At 52.3% G+C, this 18,580-nt stretch carries 16 protein-coding genes; 7 read left to right on the top strand and 9 right to left on the bottom strand.

Features of this window, described 5'->3' with window-relative positions; translation table 11 throughout:
• Position 1: 1 nt before the first annotated feature.
• Genes GJ698_RS26025 through GJ698_RS26015 form a run of 3 tightly spaced genes read right to left on the bottom strand, consistent with a single transcriptional unit; the run spans position 2 to position 4,742 of the window.
• Positions 2-2,458, bottom strand: a complete 2,457-nt coding sequence (locus GJ698_RS26025; protein WP_154360774.1) for an AAA family ATPase — start codon at positions 2,456-2,458, stop codon at positions 2-4.
• Positions 2,455-3,042: a hypothetical protein gene (locus GJ698_RS26020; RefSeq protein WP_154360773.1), complete on the bottom strand. Its 588-nt coding sequence runs from the start codon at positions 3,040-3,042 to the stop codon at positions 2,455-2,457. The genes GJ698_RS26025 and GJ698_RS26020 overlap by 4 nt, the downstream gene beginning before the upstream one ends.
• Positions 3,039-4,742, bottom strand: a complete 1,704-nt coding sequence (locus GJ698_RS26015) for an SIR2 family protein (RefSeq protein ID WP_154360772.1) — start codon at positions 4,740-4,742, stop codon at positions 3,039-3,041. The genes GJ698_RS26020 and GJ698_RS26015 overlap by 4 nt, the downstream gene beginning before the upstream one ends.
• A 658-nt stretch (positions 4,743-5,400) precedes the next feature.
• Between GJ698_RS26015 and GJ698_RS26010 the strand changes: the two genes are divergently transcribed.
• From GJ698_RS26010 to GJ698_RS26000, 3 genes are all read left to right on the top strand, one after another.
• Positions 5,401-6,228, top strand: a complete 828-nt coding sequence (locus GJ698_RS26010; RefSeq protein ID WP_154360771.1) for a hypothetical protein — start codon at positions 5,401-5,403, stop codon at positions 6,226-6,228.
• 103 nt (positions 6,229-6,331) lie between these two features.
• Positions 6,332-6,955 (top strand): hypothetical protein, encoded by a 624-nt coding sequence (locus tag GJ698_RS26005; protein ID WP_154360770.1) that lies wholly within the window; start codon positions 6,332-6,334, stop codon positions 6,953-6,955.
• A 657-nt stretch (positions 6,956-7,612) separates the two neighbouring features.
• Entirely contained in the window at positions 7,613-8,242 is a 630-nt protein-coding gene (locus tag GJ698_RS26000) for a TetR/AcrR family transcriptional regulator (RefSeq protein WP_154360769.1), read from the top strand.
• Between the two features lie 4 nt (positions 8,243-8,246).
• On the opposite strand, the gene GJ698_RS25995 is transcribed toward GJ698_RS26000, so the two are convergent.
• The 5 genes from GJ698_RS25995 to GJ698_RS25975 form a co-directional block, all read right to left on the bottom strand.
• Positions 8,247-9,023: a transporter substrate-binding domain-containing protein gene (locus GJ698_RS25995; RefSeq protein WP_154360768.1), complete on the bottom strand. Its 777-nt coding sequence runs from the start codon at positions 9,021-9,023 to the stop codon at positions 8,247-8,249.
• Positions 9,024-9,101: 78 nt separating this feature from the next.
• On the bottom strand, positions 9,102-10,529 hold the full coding sequence (locus tag GJ698_RS25990; RefSeq protein ID WP_154360767.1) for an efflux transporter outer membrane subunit: 1,428 nt from the start codon (positions 10,527-10,529) through the stop codon (positions 9,102-9,104).
• The gene (locus GJ698_RS25985; protein ID WP_154360766.1) at positions 10,526-13,615 is read right to left on the bottom strand and encodes an efflux RND transporter permease subunit; all 3,090 of its coding nucleotides are present in this window, start codon (positions 13,613-13,615) and stop codon (positions 10,526-10,528) included. The genes GJ698_RS25990 and GJ698_RS25985 overlap by 4 nt, the downstream gene beginning before the upstream one ends.
• Positions 13,612-14,754, bottom strand: coding sequence for an efflux RND transporter periplasmic adaptor subunit (locus GJ698_RS25980; protein ID WP_229260177.1), 1,143 nt, complete (start codon positions 14,752-14,754; stop codon positions 13,612-13,614). Before GJ698_RS25980 ends, GJ698_RS25985 begins: the two co-directional genes overlap by 4 nt.
• 41 nt (positions 14,755-14,795) lie before the next feature.
• Positions 14,796-15,392 carry a TetR/AcrR family transcriptional regulator gene (locus tag GJ698_RS25975; protein WP_154360765.1) on the bottom strand — a complete coding sequence of 199 codons (597 nt, stop codon included), beginning with the start codon at positions 15,390-15,392 and terminating at the stop codon, positions 14,796-14,798.
• 99 nt (positions 15,393-15,491) lie between these two features.
• Between GJ698_RS25975 and GJ698_RS25970 the strand changes: the two genes are divergently transcribed.
• Genes GJ698_RS25970 through GJ698_RS25955 form a run of 4 tightly spaced genes read left to right on the top strand, consistent with a single transcriptional unit; the run spans position 15,492 to position 17,695 of the window.
• Positions 15,492-15,941, top strand: coding sequence for a protein tyrosine phosphatase family protein (locus tag GJ698_RS25970; protein ID WP_154360764.1), 450 nt, complete (start codon positions 15,492-15,494; stop codon positions 15,939-15,941).
• 11 nt (positions 15,942-15,952) lie between these two features.
• Positions 15,953-16,765, top strand: coding sequence for an oxidoreductase (locus GJ698_RS25965; protein ID WP_154360763.1), 813 nt, complete (start codon positions 15,953-15,955; stop codon positions 16,763-16,765).
• 35 nt (positions 16,766-16,800) lie between these two features.
• Positions 16,801-17,232, top strand: a complete 432-nt coding sequence (locus tag GJ698_RS25960) for a YeeE/YedE family protein (RefSeq protein WP_154360762.1) — start codon at positions 16,801-16,803, stop codon at positions 17,230-17,232.
• Positions 17,233-17,248: 16 nt separating this feature from the next.
• Positions 17,249-17,695, top strand: a complete 447-nt coding sequence (locus tag GJ698_RS25955; RefSeq protein WP_154360761.1) for a YeeE/YedE family protein — start codon at positions 17,249-17,251, stop codon at positions 17,693-17,695.
• Here the strand turns inward: GJ698_RS25955 and GJ698_RS25950 are convergent.
• Entirely contained in the window at positions 17,676-18,566 is an 891-nt protein-coding gene (locus GJ698_RS25950) for an alpha/beta fold hydrolase (RefSeq protein WP_154360760.1), read from the bottom strand. The two genes, GJ698_RS25955 and GJ698_RS25950, sit on opposite strands and share 20 nt — an antisense overlap.
• Positions 18,567-18,580: the final 14 nt, after the last annotated feature.

The following is an 18,580-nucleotide window of genomic DNA, read 5'->3' as shown; positions in this document are numbered from 1 at the left end:
GCTAGGCAGCGATTGCATGATCATCTTCAAACGTGAATGTGTGCGAAGTGACAGCGGATTTTCCATCGAAGTCACGACCGATCTCAACCGTTACTAGACTATCGCCAGGGAAAGCGGGACTTAGCTCAAGGGATAGGTACTCGAAGAGTGCCCGCTCATGAACTGCGATCACTATTTGGCGATTTAACCCTTTTGACAAAGAACGAAGAAGTGCCGCGAATTGGGCGATGTGAACGTCATCCATAGATTGAACCGGATCGTCAAGTAGAAGCAAAGGCATACGAACTGGAACGGAAAGGTGTAATGCAAGGAAAAGTGTCAACGCAGCAGTGTTGAGATTGCCTTGACTAAGCATAGCCCCCGGCGAGCCGGACGCCTTACCGGATCGATGTAGGGTTTCGAGTATAGCTTCGACCTTCCCGTTGTTGCTAGCAGGGAGTCGGAAGGCAGGTACGAATTGCTCGGATGGCGCTAGGCGCATGAATAGGTCACGCCAAGCTTTGTTGAGCGATGTATTGAACACTTTTGTTACGATGTCTGATCGCACTTTGCTGGCTGCTTCTGAAATCTTCTTGGAACGAGTACGGGTGTTGTCGATTTCCTTTAAACCATCCTCAAGTTTTTTGATACGTGTGACGGTTTCACTGCGAGCGGAACGCAAAGTGGCGATTTGTGCGAGGTCACGGATTCTCATATCCAATTCAGAGCCAGCCCTAATCCTACTGGATGCAATTCTCTCTACTTGTAAGACGCGCTCATCAATGACGCGACTCGCCTCAGCAAGAGCATCCTCAATGTTTTGGAAGCTATTGTGGGAGACTTGTAAGATTTCGTTTATCACCGTCTCTACTTCGGGAAACAGCTGAGCCAACTGCTGATCGCGACGTCGACCTGTTATTACTGCTTGTCTGGCAGTTGCCGCCCTACTCAATAGCCTCATTGTTTCTGCGCTGGTTTCCTTTAGGTTTGATAACGTTTGGACCAGACCTGTCATTAGGGTATTACGCTGGGTGATTTTTTCCAGATCCTCTGAAGAGAGTTGCTTGTTGACTGCGCTGAGCAAGGCACGCTGCGCGGTTCCCAAACGAGTGGTCTCTTCGGCGCGTGATGCTGCTAGTGCTTGAAGCTGTACAGCTTGGTTAGATAGAGATTCGATTTTGGCAGCTACATGAGCAGAAAGGGAGCCAGCGCTTAACTCTGCATAGTTTCGGCTGCATACCGGACAGGTCTCATCACCAATATGAGCGCTCAGGCCGGCCAACGAGTTAGCCAGCGATTTTGCGTCACTTGCTGCTCCGGAAAGACTAACGTTTAGTTCATCTATGCGCGTCGAAGCCTTCTGCACAACTGCGTTAAGGTCTGCCACCTGAGCAATGGCCACATTGTGGCTAGATATTATTCGCTCGCACCTGTCAGCCTCCGCTTGAGCACGTCGCTGAGCTTCAGACCGACTTTCCTCTGGAGCATCCTCAAAGGAAGGCAGGTCGGAGAAGTGTGTTCTGGCCAGTTGGATTGCTTCGCCTAACGTGCGCCCTTGACCTGCTTGCCATGTAGCTAGCGCCTCGGTTGCCAGCAAATCGTCCTTTTCTTTAGTCGCTTGGTCCTGACCAGAAGGCGCTGTCGCAAGTGCTTTCCACCTTTCTTGCAAGGCTCGCAGTTCAGAACGAGTCCGACTTAGGTCAGTCAGCCGACGGTCAGTGTCGCGCACAGAATCAAGCTGCGATTTGAGCTGGACAAGATCAGTAGCGGCGGTGACGATTGTAGGGGCTTCGTCCAGAGTTATAAACGATGATTGCAACGCCTCGTTCAAACTGATTAATCGTTCGTTGGCTATTTTTGTTGCTTCCACGATTGCTAAGTCGGTGCGCCCACTTTCTTCCTCTAATGACGTCTTAGTTTTCTCTAGACTGACGAAATCAGGCACCAGCTTGCGTACACGCGTTACATTGAACGCATGGTCCAGGCCATCAATCAATGCATCTAGTGGGTCGAGACCTAGTAATTCTTTTACGAACAGAGTCAATGGCGAAGCTGGTCCAGTATTTTTAGCGTTATAAACTTCTAGCAGCCGGCCTAGCGTCGCCTGAGGCAAGTAACAGCGCTCCGCAAAAAAACGCGCACTTTTATCATCTAAGACAGGCGTTGGAATAAAGCTATTGTCAGAGAATGACAGTTTTCCGGACGTATTGCCGACGCCACCTGGGGGGGCGGTAGTGGTGAGCTCGATGGTGCCACCGCCACTGTCGAGTGTGCTTAGATACGCCTGATATCCAGAGCCGTTAGCTGCAAGGTGAGCTATTTTCCCAGTTAGGCCAAGTTCGATTGCAGAAAGCACACTTGTCTTTCCCATGCCGTTTGTTCCGTGGATCAACACGACCTGAGCATCAAGTGGTATGTCAATCTTGCCTCGTATACTTCGGAAATTTTCTATGGTGAGATGACTCAGCCTAGTGCTCATGTTTTATCCCCCTTGTCGGATAAGGCGGTATCGATAGAACTTGTGATGGAATCGGCCAATACTGTTTCTACCGCAGCCTTGCCATGCAATGCAGCATCCACAACTGATTTCATGAATTCGTTTCCGGTAAGCGCTGGAGTGGCGACACTAAGATCCGTTGCCCAATTAAGCATTGCCTCAATTGAAGATTGCTGAACTAAGGGCAGCAATACAGACAGCCACTCACGTATGGAATTAACTGCGTTTGGACCTACTGGTGAGCCAATCGGAAGGACTCGGGATACTTTACTGATTGCTTGAACCGTTTTAGAGTGCGGATTCCCTGATGTGAGAACCGCAGTGACAGGTCTTTTCGATCCTATCACGTCGAGAGCACGCGTTAGCGCCATTACTTTTCTGGTAGCCATCTCATCGAAGTTATTGTCATTGAGGTCGATAACAATAACAAGATCATTAGCTCGATCAGTACCGACGAGTGCGTGCGTAAACTCGAAGGGAAGAGTGCCAACCTTGAATGGCTTAGGCAGTTGGCGATAGCCGCCCTCCTTTGTGAGAATTTCGAGAACGTGGTCAGAGGTCCTCATAATCCTAGCTCTCCTCGAAATTGATCTCGTAGCTTTGCGAGGTCATCAGCACTATTCAGTAGTGGGCCAAAAGCGATATAGCGTGGTCCTAATGTGCCGGTACGCATAGTAGCACTCGGATTTCGCTGCTGCCGTCCAGAGATTTTCCCGGAGCAGACGATGACTGCGTCGGAATCCGTTTCGTCAAACGCACCAGTATCGAGAAGGCTTGTCACCGTAGCGTCATTGGCTGCGAAGAAAACCCGAGCGGTTGCGTTCGTCGAAGTAAGCCGAAGCGCTCCGGTTGTTGGAAGTGAAGGATCATCTACTGAGCATGTCCAGTTTGTTGCTTGTTCTTCCATTCCGATGAGTCCCAAAGCTACAGCGGCCTCTTGCTGTCCTGAGCTTTTCAAAGCGAGCTTGTTGGCCAGCCGATGTGCTGGCTCGGTATCGATTGGAAAATAGGGCTGGACACCAACATCACTACTCCCATTTTGAAGCTGATGGCGCGCACGAGCTAGGTTTGCCGCTATCGATCTTACAAGCGCAAGTCTGTCCGCATTTCCTGCCTCCGCTATACGGTTGCGCAGTATTTTAAGCCCATCAGCAATAGCTGCGCGTGATGGTAAGTCGAGATTGGGGGCCGGAGCGACGCTAGCAAGGATTTCTAGTTTTGCAGTTAGAACATGGAGAAGTAAGCCAAGAAGCAGTGGCTTCGCATACGCCTGGAATCGAGCAGCTTCACATATCTCGTCACGGTGCGCTTCATATTCTGCTTCTCCGTAAGCTCCGATCAGGACGTTTTTCTGGTCATCCCCCAACTCCTGCGCGGAAAAAACAATCGGACTAGGTTTGTCAGTCCATTTCCATCCCTTCACCTCGTTCATAGACGCGAAGAGATGCTTGATGTTTTCATCTTGTGCGGACATGCCAATCATAAGCGTTTTGCGCCTTTGAACGAGAGCGCTCAGCTGATCGCGAGTGATCTTAAACGTTGCGTTACTCTTCCAGCCTGTGATCTGAGCAGTACGAGCAACCAGCAGTGGTCGATATTCAACCTCATTATCGATAGCTCTTAGTGCGCAGCCGTGGAATTTGTAAAGATTAGCCGCTGCCGCAGGGTTGCGAACCTCCGCGCCAGTTACCACAATTTGATAGAACGTTTTGTCATATCCAAGTTCCTGGATAGCTGCTTCAAGTAAGCCATCCCAGTTAGCAGTGGCGAGTTCAGAGACAGCGCCCTCCAGAGCAAGCATTCCAATCGCAAGATGTTCAGCATCCGGCTGTTGAGCACTGAAGGTTTTCGGAAAATCCAAACCCACCCAAAGCAGGAAGTCTAGCTTTTCGCCAGGTATTTCAACGGACAAGACTGCTGAATACTGATTCCACAAGCGCTTCAATAAGTCCTTAAAGCATGGCCAACTCGTCGCTGGCTGTGCGTAGTCGATTTGTGCCTGCTCTGCCGCCGAAGGGGCCGCCATGCTAATAATCTTATCGAGGGCCGCTCTATATCCGCATGCTGGTACCGGCGTAACTTTTTTCTGCAGAAACTCAATCAGCGTGGCGAGGACGCCATCCAGTCCAACAACTCGTTCACGCGAAATGCCTGATCCTAGCCAAAATGCATACTCACCTTGAGCGGTCCCCTTGCTTAGCCCCGAGAATTGAGTGTCAAAGAGCGCGAGCGTTTCCCTGACGGAAATGGATGCTGCTGTCGGCAATTACAGGCTCCTTGAGTTATGTTTGAGCAAGAGTAGATTGCTATTAAATAACATCCTACGTTATCACATAGGCAATGGCAAGACAATGAATGGAAAAAGTGTTTCGTAACTCGACGGTGCAGCATTAGCTGCACAACAGGATGCCAGTAGTACCGTGAGATGTAAATCTTTGTATGGCAGTCTTCGAGATATCTCGTTAAAATTAGATTGCCATATGGCAATTCAACTAAGAGGGATTTATGGAATCTGTTGCAAAGTGGGGTGGCATCATAGCTCTCGCGTTAGCTGCTGGACTGCGTTTCCTCATTACTAAAGCTGCTGGGGTTGAGTTCATGTCCTGGTGGTTGTTTGCACGCTGGGAGTTGTGGATTTATTGCGGCGCCTTGTTCTTTATTGGGGTCACATTCTGGCACTGGTTGCTACGAAACCGCTGCCCGAGTTGTGGCGAAGGCAATGCGAGTTATCGAGGTAAGGAAGAAGGCCGTAGCTGGGTAGGTCACGACGATAAGGATCGCACAGTGACTCGGACTGAAGTCCTTCATCACTATCAATGCCTCTACTGTCGTCCTCGCGAAGTTACATGGGTTATCAAAGAAATTGCAACTCGTCGCTAAAGGCACTTTCACAAAAATTTACGTAAATACCCTGAAGGAAATCTATGCTTCAAATTATGAAGGGTTTCAACGGTCAGTCTGCAAGGAATTCCCATGTTGGGGATCTGAACAGATTTTTACGTAATGTTTTGGTAGAAGTCGCAGCAGAGAATTATCGGCAAACAATGTTCGAGATGATGGCAGTCACTTCTGGAGGCAACATGGAGGGACGCTTTGACTTGGACCCACCGCTTAGAGCCAATGAACGCGTCATGTCTGGGCTGTTTGCCACCGCAATTTCGCGAGTAGCATCGCGCTCTAGGACTGAGGTCCGGATTGACCGCTCAGACAGGGAACAAAGTCTAGCTGCAATTGAGAACAAGAACGAAGGTGATCTGTCCCCGGGTGCCAAGCATGGACGTGTTGATTTTTTGGCTTGGTACGGAGGGCGAGTCATAGCGGTCGAACTGAAAATGGTCGGTATGAATTGCGAGTCGCCTGCTGTGACGAAGCAAATCAGGGACCGCTGGGCCAAGGTTCTAGATCAGGCCGGCACTGCTCAAAATTACCTCCGTGCACGCCAGCGCGAGGACATCAAGCGTTACCGAGCTCCCATTTCTATCGCACTAATGGTTGTCGTCGGACGCCGGAATGCCGATAGAGCAAAATTCACTGATCTAAATAAAGATCTGAGAAAAATGCAAAACGCCTGTGCTACTAAGCTCGCAGAACTAACGCCCAAACCGGTTTTTCGTGCGATTTACACTTTTCCTGAGGAGTTCAGAGGTGTGGTGCCGAGACCTAAAGGCGTTAGCAAACCCGTGGATGGAAGAGCAGTCTACACTCCATTTGTGTTGTTCATTGCGAAAGCAGCCGTGAACTCTAGAAGTTAAGGGCTGGTGATTACGATCATCACGGCACGCAAGCCAGTACTGGTATGTTACCGCTAAAGAGATCTACCAGTTGTCGATATTTAGAAGTTACGAGGAACTCAAGATGCATGATCCAACCTTACCGAGCCGAGACATGTTCAGCAATGATCCTGGGGGTTATAGTCGTTCAGCCTGGATGCGCTGGGCAATGCTAGCGGGGGCTCACGGAGCTGAGATTGATCCCTTTAAAGCGCCGACCAGCGAGGACTTAAAGAATCCTATCTTATGGCTGGCTCAGGCTGAAGCAATGACTCAAGCTGCAATCGTTCTCTTAAAGCATGAGCCAGCCTTTGAAAATTCACCTGTTGAAATTCGAGGGATCTGTGACACTCAATACTGCGCTGTGGCACTGATGTTAGTCGGGTATAGTTTGGAAGTGTGTTTGAAAGCTATGATTATTTTGCGCGATGGTATTGATGCATACTCAGTATCCGAGCGGGATTATCAGCATCACCAGCTTCGCAAGCTAGCGAGCTTTATCAAAGAGCTTAACATTAAAGACCTAGCTATCTTGGAACTGTTGACGCATTTTGTTTATTGGGCGGGCCGATACCCAGACCCAGGTAGAAGAGGTATCGGTAAGCATGAAGAGGTATTTAAACTGTCGGAAGAGCATCAAATTTCTGCAAATGATCTTTTTAATCTGGCGGCGAGAGTAATGGCTCATGTAAGGACATTGGTCGCTTGATTGGGTTTCAATTCCCTCTTTTTTAGGGTGTTGGTTGCTTGATTTTGGTAGTGTTAATTGTGTGTTTTCGATAGCTAACGACTTGAACGGTGCTGCGTATATCGTGGCTTCTGTAAGGTGCAAAACACGCTTACATGCCTTCACACGCTACGCCACGATAGCACGGTCAGCTAGCGAATATCGCTTCCGCCCCTAATCCGTCGTCGGTCTGTAAGTGAAGGCTTAGTGCTTTTTCAGGCCAAGTTGATCATTCCTGAGGAGATGTCATACAGGCGCTTCGGGGCAGAGGCCACCGATTCCCAATAATCGGGACGAGGTTGCTGCTGGAGTCAAGGAAAACGCGCGAATAGTCGCCGGCTTTGGTCGGTGCCCCTATGTCCTTCGTCAGACAGTGACCAGCGGTGTGCGCAATATTCCGCAACTTGATTTTGCACTAGACGCGTATCGCCGGACTTGCAGGTGCTGCATGCGCACTACGACCTCCGAGTTCTGGCCAGTTGCAGATGTTCGTGCCCCTTATCACACTGACCTGAACTAACTCTGCATTGGCTCAAGTATGGAGTCTGTCGAGTACCAATAGATCGTCCTAGCTGCAAAGGAGACTTCTCGTAGGTAGACCATCGCGAATTTGGATTATAATTAAACTCTAATTTATTGATGGAGAAAGATGTGCGGAAGTCAAATGCGGAAGCGGCTGAAACTCGTAGACGAATTTTGGCAACTGCATCTGGTCTATTTCTAAAGAACGGTATCGCAGAAACCGCAATCGCAGACGTGATGGTTGCTGCGGGACTCACTCAAGGGGGCTTCTATCGTCATTTCGAGTCCAAAGAACATCTCGTCGCAGAGGCGAGCTCGGCGGCCTTCGATTTGATATTAAACACTTTTGACTCCGTCACTGTTGGCAAGTCTCCTCGGGATGCTGTCGATCTGATAGTGCATTGCTATTTGCACCAACATCAAAATCCTGAATCGAGTGTTTTATGCCCTATGGCAAATTTGTCCAGCGAAATTCGTAATGCGGACGAACTAATCAAGAATGTCGTAACGGAAGGCTATCACCGCTTCGTTAAGATGTTTGCTGCTTACTTAATTCGATTGGATTATGGAGACTACATGGGAATTGCAGAGGCGATTGTAGCTGTCCTCGTCGGCGCGGTATCCCTGTCACGTCTAACCTTGGAGTCCGATCTGTCGTCGGCAATTCTGGATAACGCAAAAAATACGGTGAACTTGATACTGGAGAGTGCTACTCGCGGTCGTGATCGTCACAAAGCGACAACGTGAGCTGCTACCTACTAGCTAGGTAGGAATTGGTTTCGCTTTTTACGGCCCGCTCATAATTTGCAACAACCCCCTCTCGTTTCATGGCACTTAGCACCTCCACCAGACGTGGTGCTAAAGCGGCGTTTTTCTGGTTCAGATATGCATGGAGTCTGACCCGTTGCACAGTACCCGATCTGTAGATGCGTTGATCTTGCAACAGCGGGTTTGTCTTCATTTCCAAGCTTACGCGCTCGTCGAAATCGATGTAGACATCTGTGCGCCCTAAAGCCAATTTCCGCAAGCCCTGCGTGGTGTTATTTATCGTCGACACCTGTCCATTTGGAACGAGGTTTGCCATACCCGCTTCGGCAACATGGATGCCCATTCTGTATTCAAAACGATGCCCTGAAGAATTGAACGAACTCCAGCCGAACGTCTTGATACTGCCATCTCGAACATACGCGGCCAAAGTCCGAAATTGAGACACCTCGTCGATACGCAATAGACTGGGATGAGCGATGCCATATTCAGTGCTGCGCTCCAGCTCTCCATCAATCAGGCCTAACTCTATCAACATAGTGGCTCGCAGCGGCGGCAACGGCATCACGACCAAACGGTAGCCAAGGCGATGAAAAGCTTCAGAATAAATCTGCGCGTTCAAAGAGAGTGGCTTTCCCATCGACATTGGTGCCAACGTCGACATGACGATAGTACGCTCAACTCGCTCTGTCGGACCGGCTGCGTCCGCTAAATCCGGTAACAGTAAGAACAAAATGAGTGAACAGCGGCGCGAGAATTTCATGACATCCCTCCTCACAACTAGATGCGTTCGAAGCTGGGCCACCATGGGCAAGATAGTGACCCGGCTTCTTCAACCCTATTATTGTGGCGGTGTACTCCAACCGCCCCCCAATGATTTGTACAAGGTAATACGATTCTGTAGTTCAGTTAGGCTAGTACGTATTGTTTGCTGCTGGGCCGCAAATAAAGTTCGCTGAGCGTCAAGATATTCGAGATAGCTCGCTTCACCGCTTTCATAACGCAGCTTTGCCAAATCGTGACGCACATGCTCCGCATGCTCTTGGGCTTTGACAGCACGTAGTTCATCATATAGGGTTGCGTGCCCCGCTAATGCGTCAGCTACCTCCCGGAACGCGATTTGTACAGTCTTTTCATACTGTGCCACCGCGATATCGCGGTCAGCCAAAGCGACACCTAGATTGGCGCTATTGCGGCCACCATCAAATATCGGCAAGGAGATCAATGGTTGAAAGCTCCAGGCGCGACTTCCTGAATCAAACAAGCCACTCAGCTCATTGCTGGAAGAGCCAAAAGCACTTGTCAAACTGATGCGAGGGAAAAAGGCAGCGCGAGCGGCACCGATATTTGCATTAGCTGCCCGTAACAACGCTTCCTGCTGGCGGATGTCAGGACGTGAGTTCAGTAAGTCGGATGGTAGCCCGGCCGGCAAAGCCGAAATGGCCTCGCTGTCCCAAGTCTTATTTACATCAGGCAGCAATGCGGCTGGCACCGCGCCACCTATCAACACCACCAGCGCGTTCTCATCCAGGGCACGCTGACGTTGCGCCTGCAGCACTGCGACCTTCGCGGCCGCCAGCAACGATTCGGATTGACGTAGGTCATAATCCGAAGTGGCGCCGGATGCACGCAGTTCGATCTGGCGTTGATGTGAGGCGTCACGGCTGCTCAGCGTCTGTCGGCTCAACGCAAGTAGATGCTCGTCTGCCAGTACGGCTTCATAGCTGTAGGCTACCTGTGCTACCAAGCTGATTTGCGCTGCGCGCTGACCTTCCTGGGTGGCGGCGAAGCGTTCCAGCGCCGCGCCGGACAGATTGCGTACTCGCCCGAATAAGTCCAGTTCAAACGCGCTTAAGCCCAAACCTGCGGTGTAACTGGTGAACGTACCACCGTGGCCACCAGGAGCTACCAAGTCGGGGACCTGTTGCCGTGAACCGCTCAAGCCTAGGTTGATGTTCGGAAGTCGATCGGCAGACTGGACCTGATACAGGGAGCGGGTGCGCTCGATATTCAGCGTCGCCACGCGCAGGTCACGATTACGTTCCAATGCCACACCGATCAGCTGCTTCAGCTGTTCATCCTTGAAAAAATCCTGCCAAGGCAGATCGTGAGGGGCTGTGCCTTCCTCCTTTTTTTGCATTGCGACCGCAGCTGGCCAGGCCTCGGCTACTGGCGAGATTGGGCGTTCATAGGTTGGCGCGAGAGAGCAACCTGCCAACAACATGGCAATCAGTACCGAGCTACGGCTTATTTTTTGAATGATGGTCATGCTGCCTCCATGTCGATAACCTCAGCCGCCGGAGCGGGGTGTTTACTTACCTTGAACCACAGCGAATACAGCGCGGGAAGGAACAGCAGAGTCAGGACCGTACCCACGCCAACGCCACCAATCAACACATACGCTAGCGGCCCCCAGAAACTAGAGTGAGTCAGCGGAATGAAAGCTAGCATGGCGGCAGCAGCGGTTAGAATCACGGGCCGTGAACGGCGCACAGTCGATTCGATTACCGCCTCGTATGGAGTGAGACCAGCGTGCAGGTCATGCTGGATCTGGTCCACGAGGATGAGCGTATTGCGCATCAATATTCCAGCCAATCCGATCAGGCCCAGGATCGCGTTAAAGCCAAACGGCTGGTGGAACAGTAGCAAGGTCGGTACTGCGCCTACGAGACCCAGCGGCGCTGTGGCAAACACCATCCACATAGTGGCGAAGGAACGTACCTGAATCATGATCACGGTCAGCATGAGAATAATCATCAGTGGGAAAAGTTTGGCCAGCGCCGCGTCGGCCTTGGCACTTTCCTCGACCGCACCACCGGTATCAATGCGATAACCTGCTGGCAGGCCGGTCTTGATTGTCTCCAACGTAGGCAGAATTTCCTTTGTCACGTCCGGAGGCTGGGTACCGTCCTTGATATCGCCCTGAACAGCGATATAGGTTTCGCGGTTATAGCGTTTCAAGACCTCATCTTCTGTGCTGGTTTCCAGATGTGCCACCTGCGACAACGGGATGGTGGCACCACTGTCGGTGGTCAACGTGAGGTTGTGGATATCGGCCAGATTGGTGCGCTCCGCGTGCGGGCTACGGAGCAACACATCCACAGTGCGCAAGCCTTCGCGCACCTGCGTTGCAGGAATACCGTTCAACATGGCCTGCAACTGGTTGGCAGCGTCGCGAGGCGACAGGCCTACTTGACGCAAACGCTCCTGGTCCAATGCAAGGTGCAGCGACGGAGTCATATTCCCCCAGTCTAGGTGTACATCGCGCATATTCGGGTTTTTCGCCATGACCGTGCGCACTTGCTCTGCAATCTGACGAACCTGGTTCAGGTCTGGACCAACCACGCGGAACAGCACGGGATAAGGCACTGGAGGTCCAAACAGAAATTGGCTGACCCGCACGCGGGCTTGTGGGAAACGTCCGTCGGCAATCATCGCGCGGATTTTCTCCTTGAGAATGTCACGCTCATGGGGGCCGGCTGTCAGGACAATCATCTGCGCAAATGCTGGGTTGGGCAATTCTGGGTTCACCGACAGGAAAAACCGTGGCGTTCCCTGGCCCACATAGCTCGACACAATTTGCGCTTCCGGCTCTTTACGTAAAGCAGTCTCGATTTGGCGCACGGCGGCGTCAGTTGCGCTGTACGAGCTTCCAGGCGGAAGATTAACTTCCAGCGTTAACTCAGGGCGTTCTGAATTCGGGAAGAACTGCTTCTGCACACCGCCCATGCCAACAACCGCCAACAGGAATATGCCAACTGTGATCGATGCAGTAACCCATTTATGATCGACGCACCAGCGTACCAGCGTGCGCAAGCGCTGATAGTTGGAGGTATTGTAGATGGCATCGTGGCCGCCAGCTTTGGCCGGAATATCGGGCAGCATCTTGACGCCCATATAGGGAATGAACAGGACCGCTACGACCCACGATGTAATCAGTGCGAAGGCCACGACCCAGAAGATATTCCCAGCGTACTCGCCAGCAGTGGAGCGCGCGAAGCCAACTGGGAGAAAGCCGATGATGGTCAGTAGCGTGCCCGACAACATCGGCGCTGCAGTGGCAGTCCATGCGTAGGTAGCGGACGCTACACGGGTGAGCCCCTCCTCCATCTTCACGACCATCATTTCAATGGCAATAATCGCATCGTCCACCAGTAAGCCAAGCGACAGGATCAGTGCACCAAGCGTGATGCGATCGAAATCACGCCCGGTCACCAACATGATGACAAACACTGCCCCCAGTGTCAGCGGAACAGCCGCCGCAACGACAATACCGACGCGCCAGCCCAGCGTTACAAGGCTGACGGCGATCACTACCGCCAGAGCGACCACGAACTTAATCATGAACTCGTTGATGGCAGCTTTGATAGCCTGTGACTGGTCGGCGACTTGGTTCAGTTCAATGCCGGTCGCCAGTTCGGAGCGCAGCGCCGCTTGCATGCCGCCCAGATCATGACCCAGCTGTAAACCGTTGTATCCGTGCTTCATTACCACGCCCAGTACCAGCGATGGTTCACCTTGCGTGCGTATGGTGAAGCTGGCGGGGTCCTCATAACCGCGTCGCACGGTAGCGATATCTCCCAATTTCAACGTGCGATCAACCCCAACCACGGGGATGGCCCTGACAGCGTCCAAGCTGTCGATGGCACCATCCAGACGCAGCTGCACGCGCGGCCCCGCGGTCTCCACAAAGCCTGCCGAGGTCACGTTATTTTGCTTACCAAGCGCATCGATGATGGCCTGTGCTTTAATGCCGAGGGTAGCAAGGCGTTCGTGCGAAATCTCGACGAAAATCCTTTGCTGCTGCTCGCCCAGAATGTTCACTTTCTGCACTCCTGGCACACGCAGCAGGCGTTGGCGGATATCTTCCGCTTTTAGTACCAGCTCGCGGTGCGGGAGCTTGTTTGCGGACAGTGAGAAAAGCGAGAAATAGATGTCCGAGTACTCGTCGTTAATGAATGGCCCGTTGACCCCGTGCGGTAGATAGGCAACCTCATCACCCAGCTTTTTACGGACCTGGTAGAACTGTTCTTCCACCATCTTGGGGCGTGTATCATCTTTTAGATACAACTTCATGGTAACGAGGCCGGGACGTGAGATTGTTTCCACACGGTCGTAGGCTTCCAATTCCTGCAACCTCTTTTCCAATCGGTCAGCAACTTGCGTCTGCATCTCCTGTGCGGTCGCACCGGGCCAGCTAGCTGCGACAGTCATGACTTTGACCACAAAGCTCGGGTCCTCTGCACGCCCTAAACGGAAGAAAGCAAAGATGCCGGCCACACTGATGGCGACGATCATGAACAGCGTGATAGCGCGTTCGCGCACCCCGAACGCGGAGAGATTAAATCCGCTCATGAGCCGCTCCCATTCTTGGTTTCAACCAGCAACTGTACCTTTTGGCCTGTCTTGAGGAGATGGCCTCCGACTGCCACCGCCCGCTCACCAGCCATCAGGCCCTGTGATAGATAAGCCTGCTCTTCACCCAGTTGCGACACTTGCACCGGACGTAGCGTAATGGTGGAGGTTTTGCTGTCGATGACCCACACACCGGGGCCATGTCCCTGGTCGGTCAGCGCGCTGATCGGGACCACAATGTCCGCAGATGCGGCGCCATCAATGCGTACTGTAACGGTGGCGCCTAATGGCGCCTGGCTGGCACTGCCACCTAGTGTGTAACGTGCCAGAAAGGTGCGGGTTTGTGGGTCAGCAACGGCCGCTAGTTCGCGCAGTGTGGCCGAAACCGGTTTGCCGGGATCGCTATAAAGCGTGGCGCTTGCTGGGCGCTTGGCCAGCGCCAGTTCCTGCTCGGGCAGATAAATCAGCGCTTCGCGCGCACCTTGGCGCGCGAGCTTCACGACAGCTTGGCCGGCGCCTACCACTTGGCCGACATCCGCAGGGACGTCCAGAACGACACCATCCATGTCCGCGACCAGCACCGCATAGTCACGTTGATGTTCCGTTTCTCGCGCCCTTGCGGTTTCTGCCTTAGTCTGGGCGATCGCGGTGTCTGCGGCTGCTTTGGATTGCTCGTATGCTTGGGTTGAGATGGCCCCATTGTTCAACAAATTACGTAGTCGCGCTTCCTCCGCCACGGCCTGAACTTGGCGTGCTTGGGCGGCATCGACAGCAGAACGTGCCGCGGCCAATGCCAGATCGTAATCGACGGCGTCGATGCGCATTAACGGCTGTCCCTTGTGCACAACTTGCCCAGGATCTACCAGACGTTCCACGATCTTTCCGTTTACCCGGAACCCAAGATTGCTTTCCGTGCGGGCATGGACTACACCAGTGAAATTGGCACCACCGGCATTGGCCGCTTGCGCGGTGAACCAAGCAACCTTGGGCGGGCTCGCCTGTGGTTGCTCAGGATGGCTGCATGCGGCAAGGCCCAACAGGAGCGCCGCGCCGAAGATGCGAGGAGGTGAAAATGTCGTTTTCATAATTTTCCTGAAAATTGAATTAGAGTTCATATAACCACTAAATTTAGAGTACATCTGAACTCTATAAATTTCAAGTCTTTTTTCTGTCCATATGCCTACTCCTCTTTAAGCCTGGTCGGCACCATGAGTTGCACCGTGCGCCTGGCGTTGCCAAGAATGACCCGAGCAGCTTCGGGGGTTACCGCCAGTTTTGCTAACATTACGGCCCCAACCATCGTAGCGACGATGGCTTCAGCCAGCTTCGATGGCTCTGCAGCACCAAGCTCGATGGCCAGTGCGGCAAAAAATTCCACCAGACGCTGATAACCTGTCATTGCCGCGTCTCGAACCAGCTTGTCGGACCGGCGCAGTTCACTTCCCAAGTTTGGTAGTGGACACATGTCCTCTGCGCCTGTACTGCCGACCTGGTCAAGATAGAGCGCGACGACAAGGTCAAGCGCCTCTGACGGGTTCTTGCCGTCTACCGCAGCACTGAAATAGTCAAACATCCGATCATTTGCAGCGATGTTTGCTTCGGCAATCAAATGTTCTTTGGATTTGAAGTGGCGATAGAAGCCTCCTTGAGTCAATCCCACCGCCGACATGATGCTGGCGATGCCTGTCTCGGCCAGCCCATTTGCCAAAAACATCCTCGTAGCGGTCCTCACTATTCGCCTACGAGTATCCAACGTCTCGATCTTTGACTTTTTCATGATTTTTCACTCCACTTTGCTATTTTTCTTGCCGCACTTAGAGTTTTAGTATAATCTATTTTTAGATTCTGATTGAACTCTAAATTCAAAGGTGAAGCCATGAAGACATTTCAGTTAACCAATAAAGTGCACGTCGGTGCGCAGCCGGATCATCGCGACTTAGCTGTTCTCAAAGAGCAAGGCGTGCGCACCGTGATTGACTTCCGTATGCCTGCCGAGACAGGGGACACCAATCGCGAGGTGGTGATGGCAGCGGGCATGCAGTACGTGAATATCGCTGTCGATAAACACGCGCTCTCAACCTTGTCGCTCGATCAACTCCAAAATCAACTGCAACAGGATTCCGGGCCGTACTTGCTGCACTGTGCAAGTGGCGCGCGCGCATCCGTTATGTGGGCCTTGCACCAGGCTAGAGAACACGAGTGGTCGTACTTGGCGACTCTGCAAGCCATTCAGACTATGGGGACTGACGTCAGCCAGTCACCAGAGTTTCTCAGCTTTATTCGTGATGTCACAGCGAACCACAAGCATTCCAATTCTGCTCAATAAGGGGAATCACCATGTCCAAGTCTTTAGTCGTTGTAGTGACCGGCGTTTCGTCCGGTATTGGCCGCGCTACGGCACAACAATTTGCTGAAAGTGGCTGTGAGGTTTACGGCACAGTGCGCGCTATTGAACGCGTCGATCCGCTGCCAGGAGTCACACTAATAGAAATGGATGTTCGCGACACCGAGTCCGTGACTCAGGCGATGCAGAAGATCGTTAAACTTGCCCGGCGCATTGATGTGCTCGTAAATAATGCGGGGGTGTCGCTCGTCGGCGCAGTAGAGGAAACTTCGGTGTCTGAAGCCCAGTCGATGTTTGACGTAAATGTGTTTGGTGTATTGCGCACAACGCAAGCCGTGCTTCCTCAAATGCGCCAGCAAGGAAGCGGAAAAATTATAAATCTCAGCTCCGTATTGGGATTTTTACCCGCGCCATATATGGGTTTGTATTCGGCATCTAAGCATGCCGTTGAGGGGCTCTCGGAGAGCCTGGATCACGAAGTGCGCCAGTTTGGTGTGCGGGTGATATTGGTCGAGCCATACTACACCCGCACCAACTTGGACCTTAACGCGCCAAAAGCAGCTTCCAAAATAAGCGATTACGACGAAGAGCGGCGGGCCGCTTCTGACGCAGTCGCCAATCACGTGAACAACGCACCGGCACCAGACTCGGTAGCAGTTGCTATCGTAGAAGCAGCTCTTGGTCCGTGGAAGATGCGCCGGACACCGAAGGGACAAGCCTCTTTGCTAAGCAAGCTGCGTCGCTTCATGCCCGCAGGGCCGGTCGACTCTGCGATCCGCAAAGGACTGAATCTGAAAAAGCTGTGAGCGCTGCTCATGTACAACTCATAAAGGAGCCTATATTGTATATAGACTGGTCTCATTTCACGCCATGGACCGCGCTGGCTGGCGGTCTATTAATCGGCGTATCGGTCGCACTACTTATCTTGTTCAATGGTCGAGTTGCCGGCATTAGCGGGATTCTCGGTGGTCTATTGAGACCAGTTCGCAGAGACATCGGCTGGCGGATAGCATTTCTGGCTGGGTTGGTTATTGCTCCATTGGTCTACGGCCTTTACGAACCGCTGCCAACGATTCACATTCAAGCAAGCACAATCCAATTAGTTTGCTCTGGTCTGCTGGTTGGCATCGGTACCCGATACGGCGCCGGCTGCACTAGCGGTCATGGAGTTTGTGGATTGTCGCGCCGCTCGCCCCGCTCATTTGTTGCCACCGCCGCCTTCATGCTCGCTGGCTTTGTTGCTGTTTATATTTTGCGTCATGTGGTTCTTTAAGTTTGAAAGGTATCCAATGCAACTTTTGAGTTCACTTATGGCTGGTTTAGTTTTTGGCCTAGGTCTAATCGTTTCCGGCATGACCGATCCGGAAAAAGTACAAGGCTTTTTGGATTTGAAGGGATGGTGGGACCCCTCACTGGGATTGGTTATGCTCGGGGCAATCCTCGTCGGATCGATTGCTTTTCAGCGCGCATCAAAGCGAGAGCGTTCGTTTCTAGGCGATGTCATGCAGCTGCCTATCGCGAGTAATATCGAACGCCGCTTGGTTCTGGGTAGCCTGATGTTTGGTGTGGGCTGGGGTCTGGCAGGCTTCTGTCCGGGCCCGGCACTTGCCTCGCTACTAAGCGGCGGCAGCAAACTGATGATATTCACTGCCGCGATGGTTGTAGGCATGGCAGTCTTCGAAGCGCTGGAACGAAGAAAAGCCGCTCGTCAAACGCTCAGCGAACCCCAAGCATAATATTCGCAACTGCACTGGACTCATCGATCTGGGGCCAGTGCCCTGCATCAAGAACGTGCAAGACTCCTTGCCGAACTTGAGAGCACATATACTCCGCAACCGTGACATGTAGGTACGGATCGTTACGCCCCCACACAAAAGTGAATGGTACATGTGAACGTCGCAATTCAACCAGGCGTGCAGTATTTGACGCGACCTCATCACCAAGCTGATAAGTCATTTGAGCAAACGCAGGCCCTGCGCTCGGCTGCTGGCGGAAGTTTTCATCAATGACCGGCCCCAGTAATTCCTGATAGCGACGTTTCTGTTGCTCCGTCAAATCAGCACTCATACGCTCCCTCTGAAAATTGAGAAGCCAAGCAAATTGTTCTGGACTGCGCAAAAAGTGCTGCTGCAGTGCCTTCAATGGTTTGTGTGAAAACACCTCAATCAGCTCAGGCACAAGCAATCCTGGCGCGTCTCCATAAAACGCGTTAATCACCACAACCGCAGCAGTTTGTTGTGGATGTTTGAGGGCGAAGTTGATTGCAGCGGGGCCACCGGCGTCGTGTCCGACCGGGATCACGGTCGGCAGGTTAAGTTCTTTTGCGACCGCTTCTACGTCCGCTATTTGCTGCGCGAAGCTGTACTGCGCGTCCGCTGGTTTTTCGGATGCGCCAAAGCCGAGAAAATCTATTGCAACCACCTGACGCCCGCCAGCGACCAAATGTGGAATAAGGTCGTCGTAGATCCGGGAATTGTCAGGGAACCCGTGAAGAAGCAGAAAGGCCGGGCCATTACCAGGGAAATGACGAACATGAATCGCTCCGTTCTTCGTGCCGACGCGACGAATTTCAACGTTATGCAGTGCTGTGTTCAACTGATCAACCATAGTAGCTCCCTCAT

Origin of the sequence: Duganella aquatilis (assembly GCF_009674565.1) — a bacterium.
In the GTDB taxonomy this organism is placed as follows: Bacteria; Pseudomonadota; Gammaproteobacteria; order Burkholderiales; family Burkholderiaceae_D; genus Rugamonas; species Rugamonas aquatilis.
The sequence above is the reverse complement of the archived record's forward strand: the minus strand, read 5'-3'. Positions and strand labels throughout refer to the sequence as shown.

Bases quoted from the DNA above. Each gene is read 5' to 3' on its own strand.
- GJ698_RS26025 (WP_154360774.1), bottom strand. From the start codon at position 2,458: ATGAGCACTAGGCTGAGTCATCTCACCATAGAAAATTTCCGAAGTATA.
- GJ698_RS26020 (WP_154360773.1), bottom strand. From the start codon at position 3,042: ATGAGGACCTCTGACCACGTTCTCGAAATTCTCACAAAGGAGGGCGGC.
- GJ698_RS26010 (WP_154360771.1), top strand. From the start codon at position 5,401: ATGCTTCAAATTATGAAGGGTTTCAACGGTCAGTCTGCAAGGAATTCC.
- GJ698_RS26005 (WP_154360770.1), top strand. From the start codon at position 6,332: ATGCATGATCCAACCTTACCGAGCCGAGACATGTTCAGCAATGATCCT.
- GJ698_RS26000 (WP_154360769.1), top strand. From the start codon at position 7,613: ATGGAGAAAGATGTGCGGAAGTCAAATGCGGAAGCGGCTGAAACTCGT.
- GJ698_RS25995 (WP_154360768.1), bottom strand. From the start codon at position 9,023: ATGAAATTCTCGCGCCGCTGTTCACTCATTTTGTTCTTACTGTTACCG.
- GJ698_RS25990 (WP_154360767.1), bottom strand. From the start codon at position 10,529: ATGACCATCATTCAAAAAATAAGCCGTAGCTCGGTACTGATTGCCATG.
- GJ698_RS25985 (WP_154360766.1), bottom strand. From the start codon at position 13,615: ATGAGCGGATTTAATCTCTCCGCGTTCGGGGTGCGCGAACGCGCTATC.
- GJ698_RS25980 (WP_229260177.1), bottom strand. From the start codon at position 14,754: ATGTACTCTAAATTTAGTGGTTATATGAACTCTAATTCAATTTTCAGG.
- GJ698_RS25975 (WP_154360765.1), bottom strand. From the start codon at position 15,392: ATGAAAAAGTCAAAGATCGAGACGTTGGATACTCGTAGGCGAATAGTG.
- GJ698_RS25970 (WP_154360764.1), top strand. From the start codon at position 15,492: ATGAAGACATTTCAGTTAACCAATAAAGTGCACGTCGGTGCGCAGCCG.
- GJ698_RS25965 (WP_154360763.1), top strand. From the start codon at position 15,953: ATGTCCAAGTCTTTAGTCGTTGTAGTGACCGGCGTTTCGTCCGGTATT.
- GJ698_RS25955 (WP_154360761.1), top strand. From the start codon at position 17,249: ATGCAACTTTTGAGTTCACTTATGGCTGGTTTAGTTTTTGGCCTAGGT.
- GJ698_RS25950 (WP_154360760.1), bottom strand. From the start codon at position 18,566: ATGGTTGATCAGTTGAACACAGCACTGCATAACGTTGAAATTCGTCGC.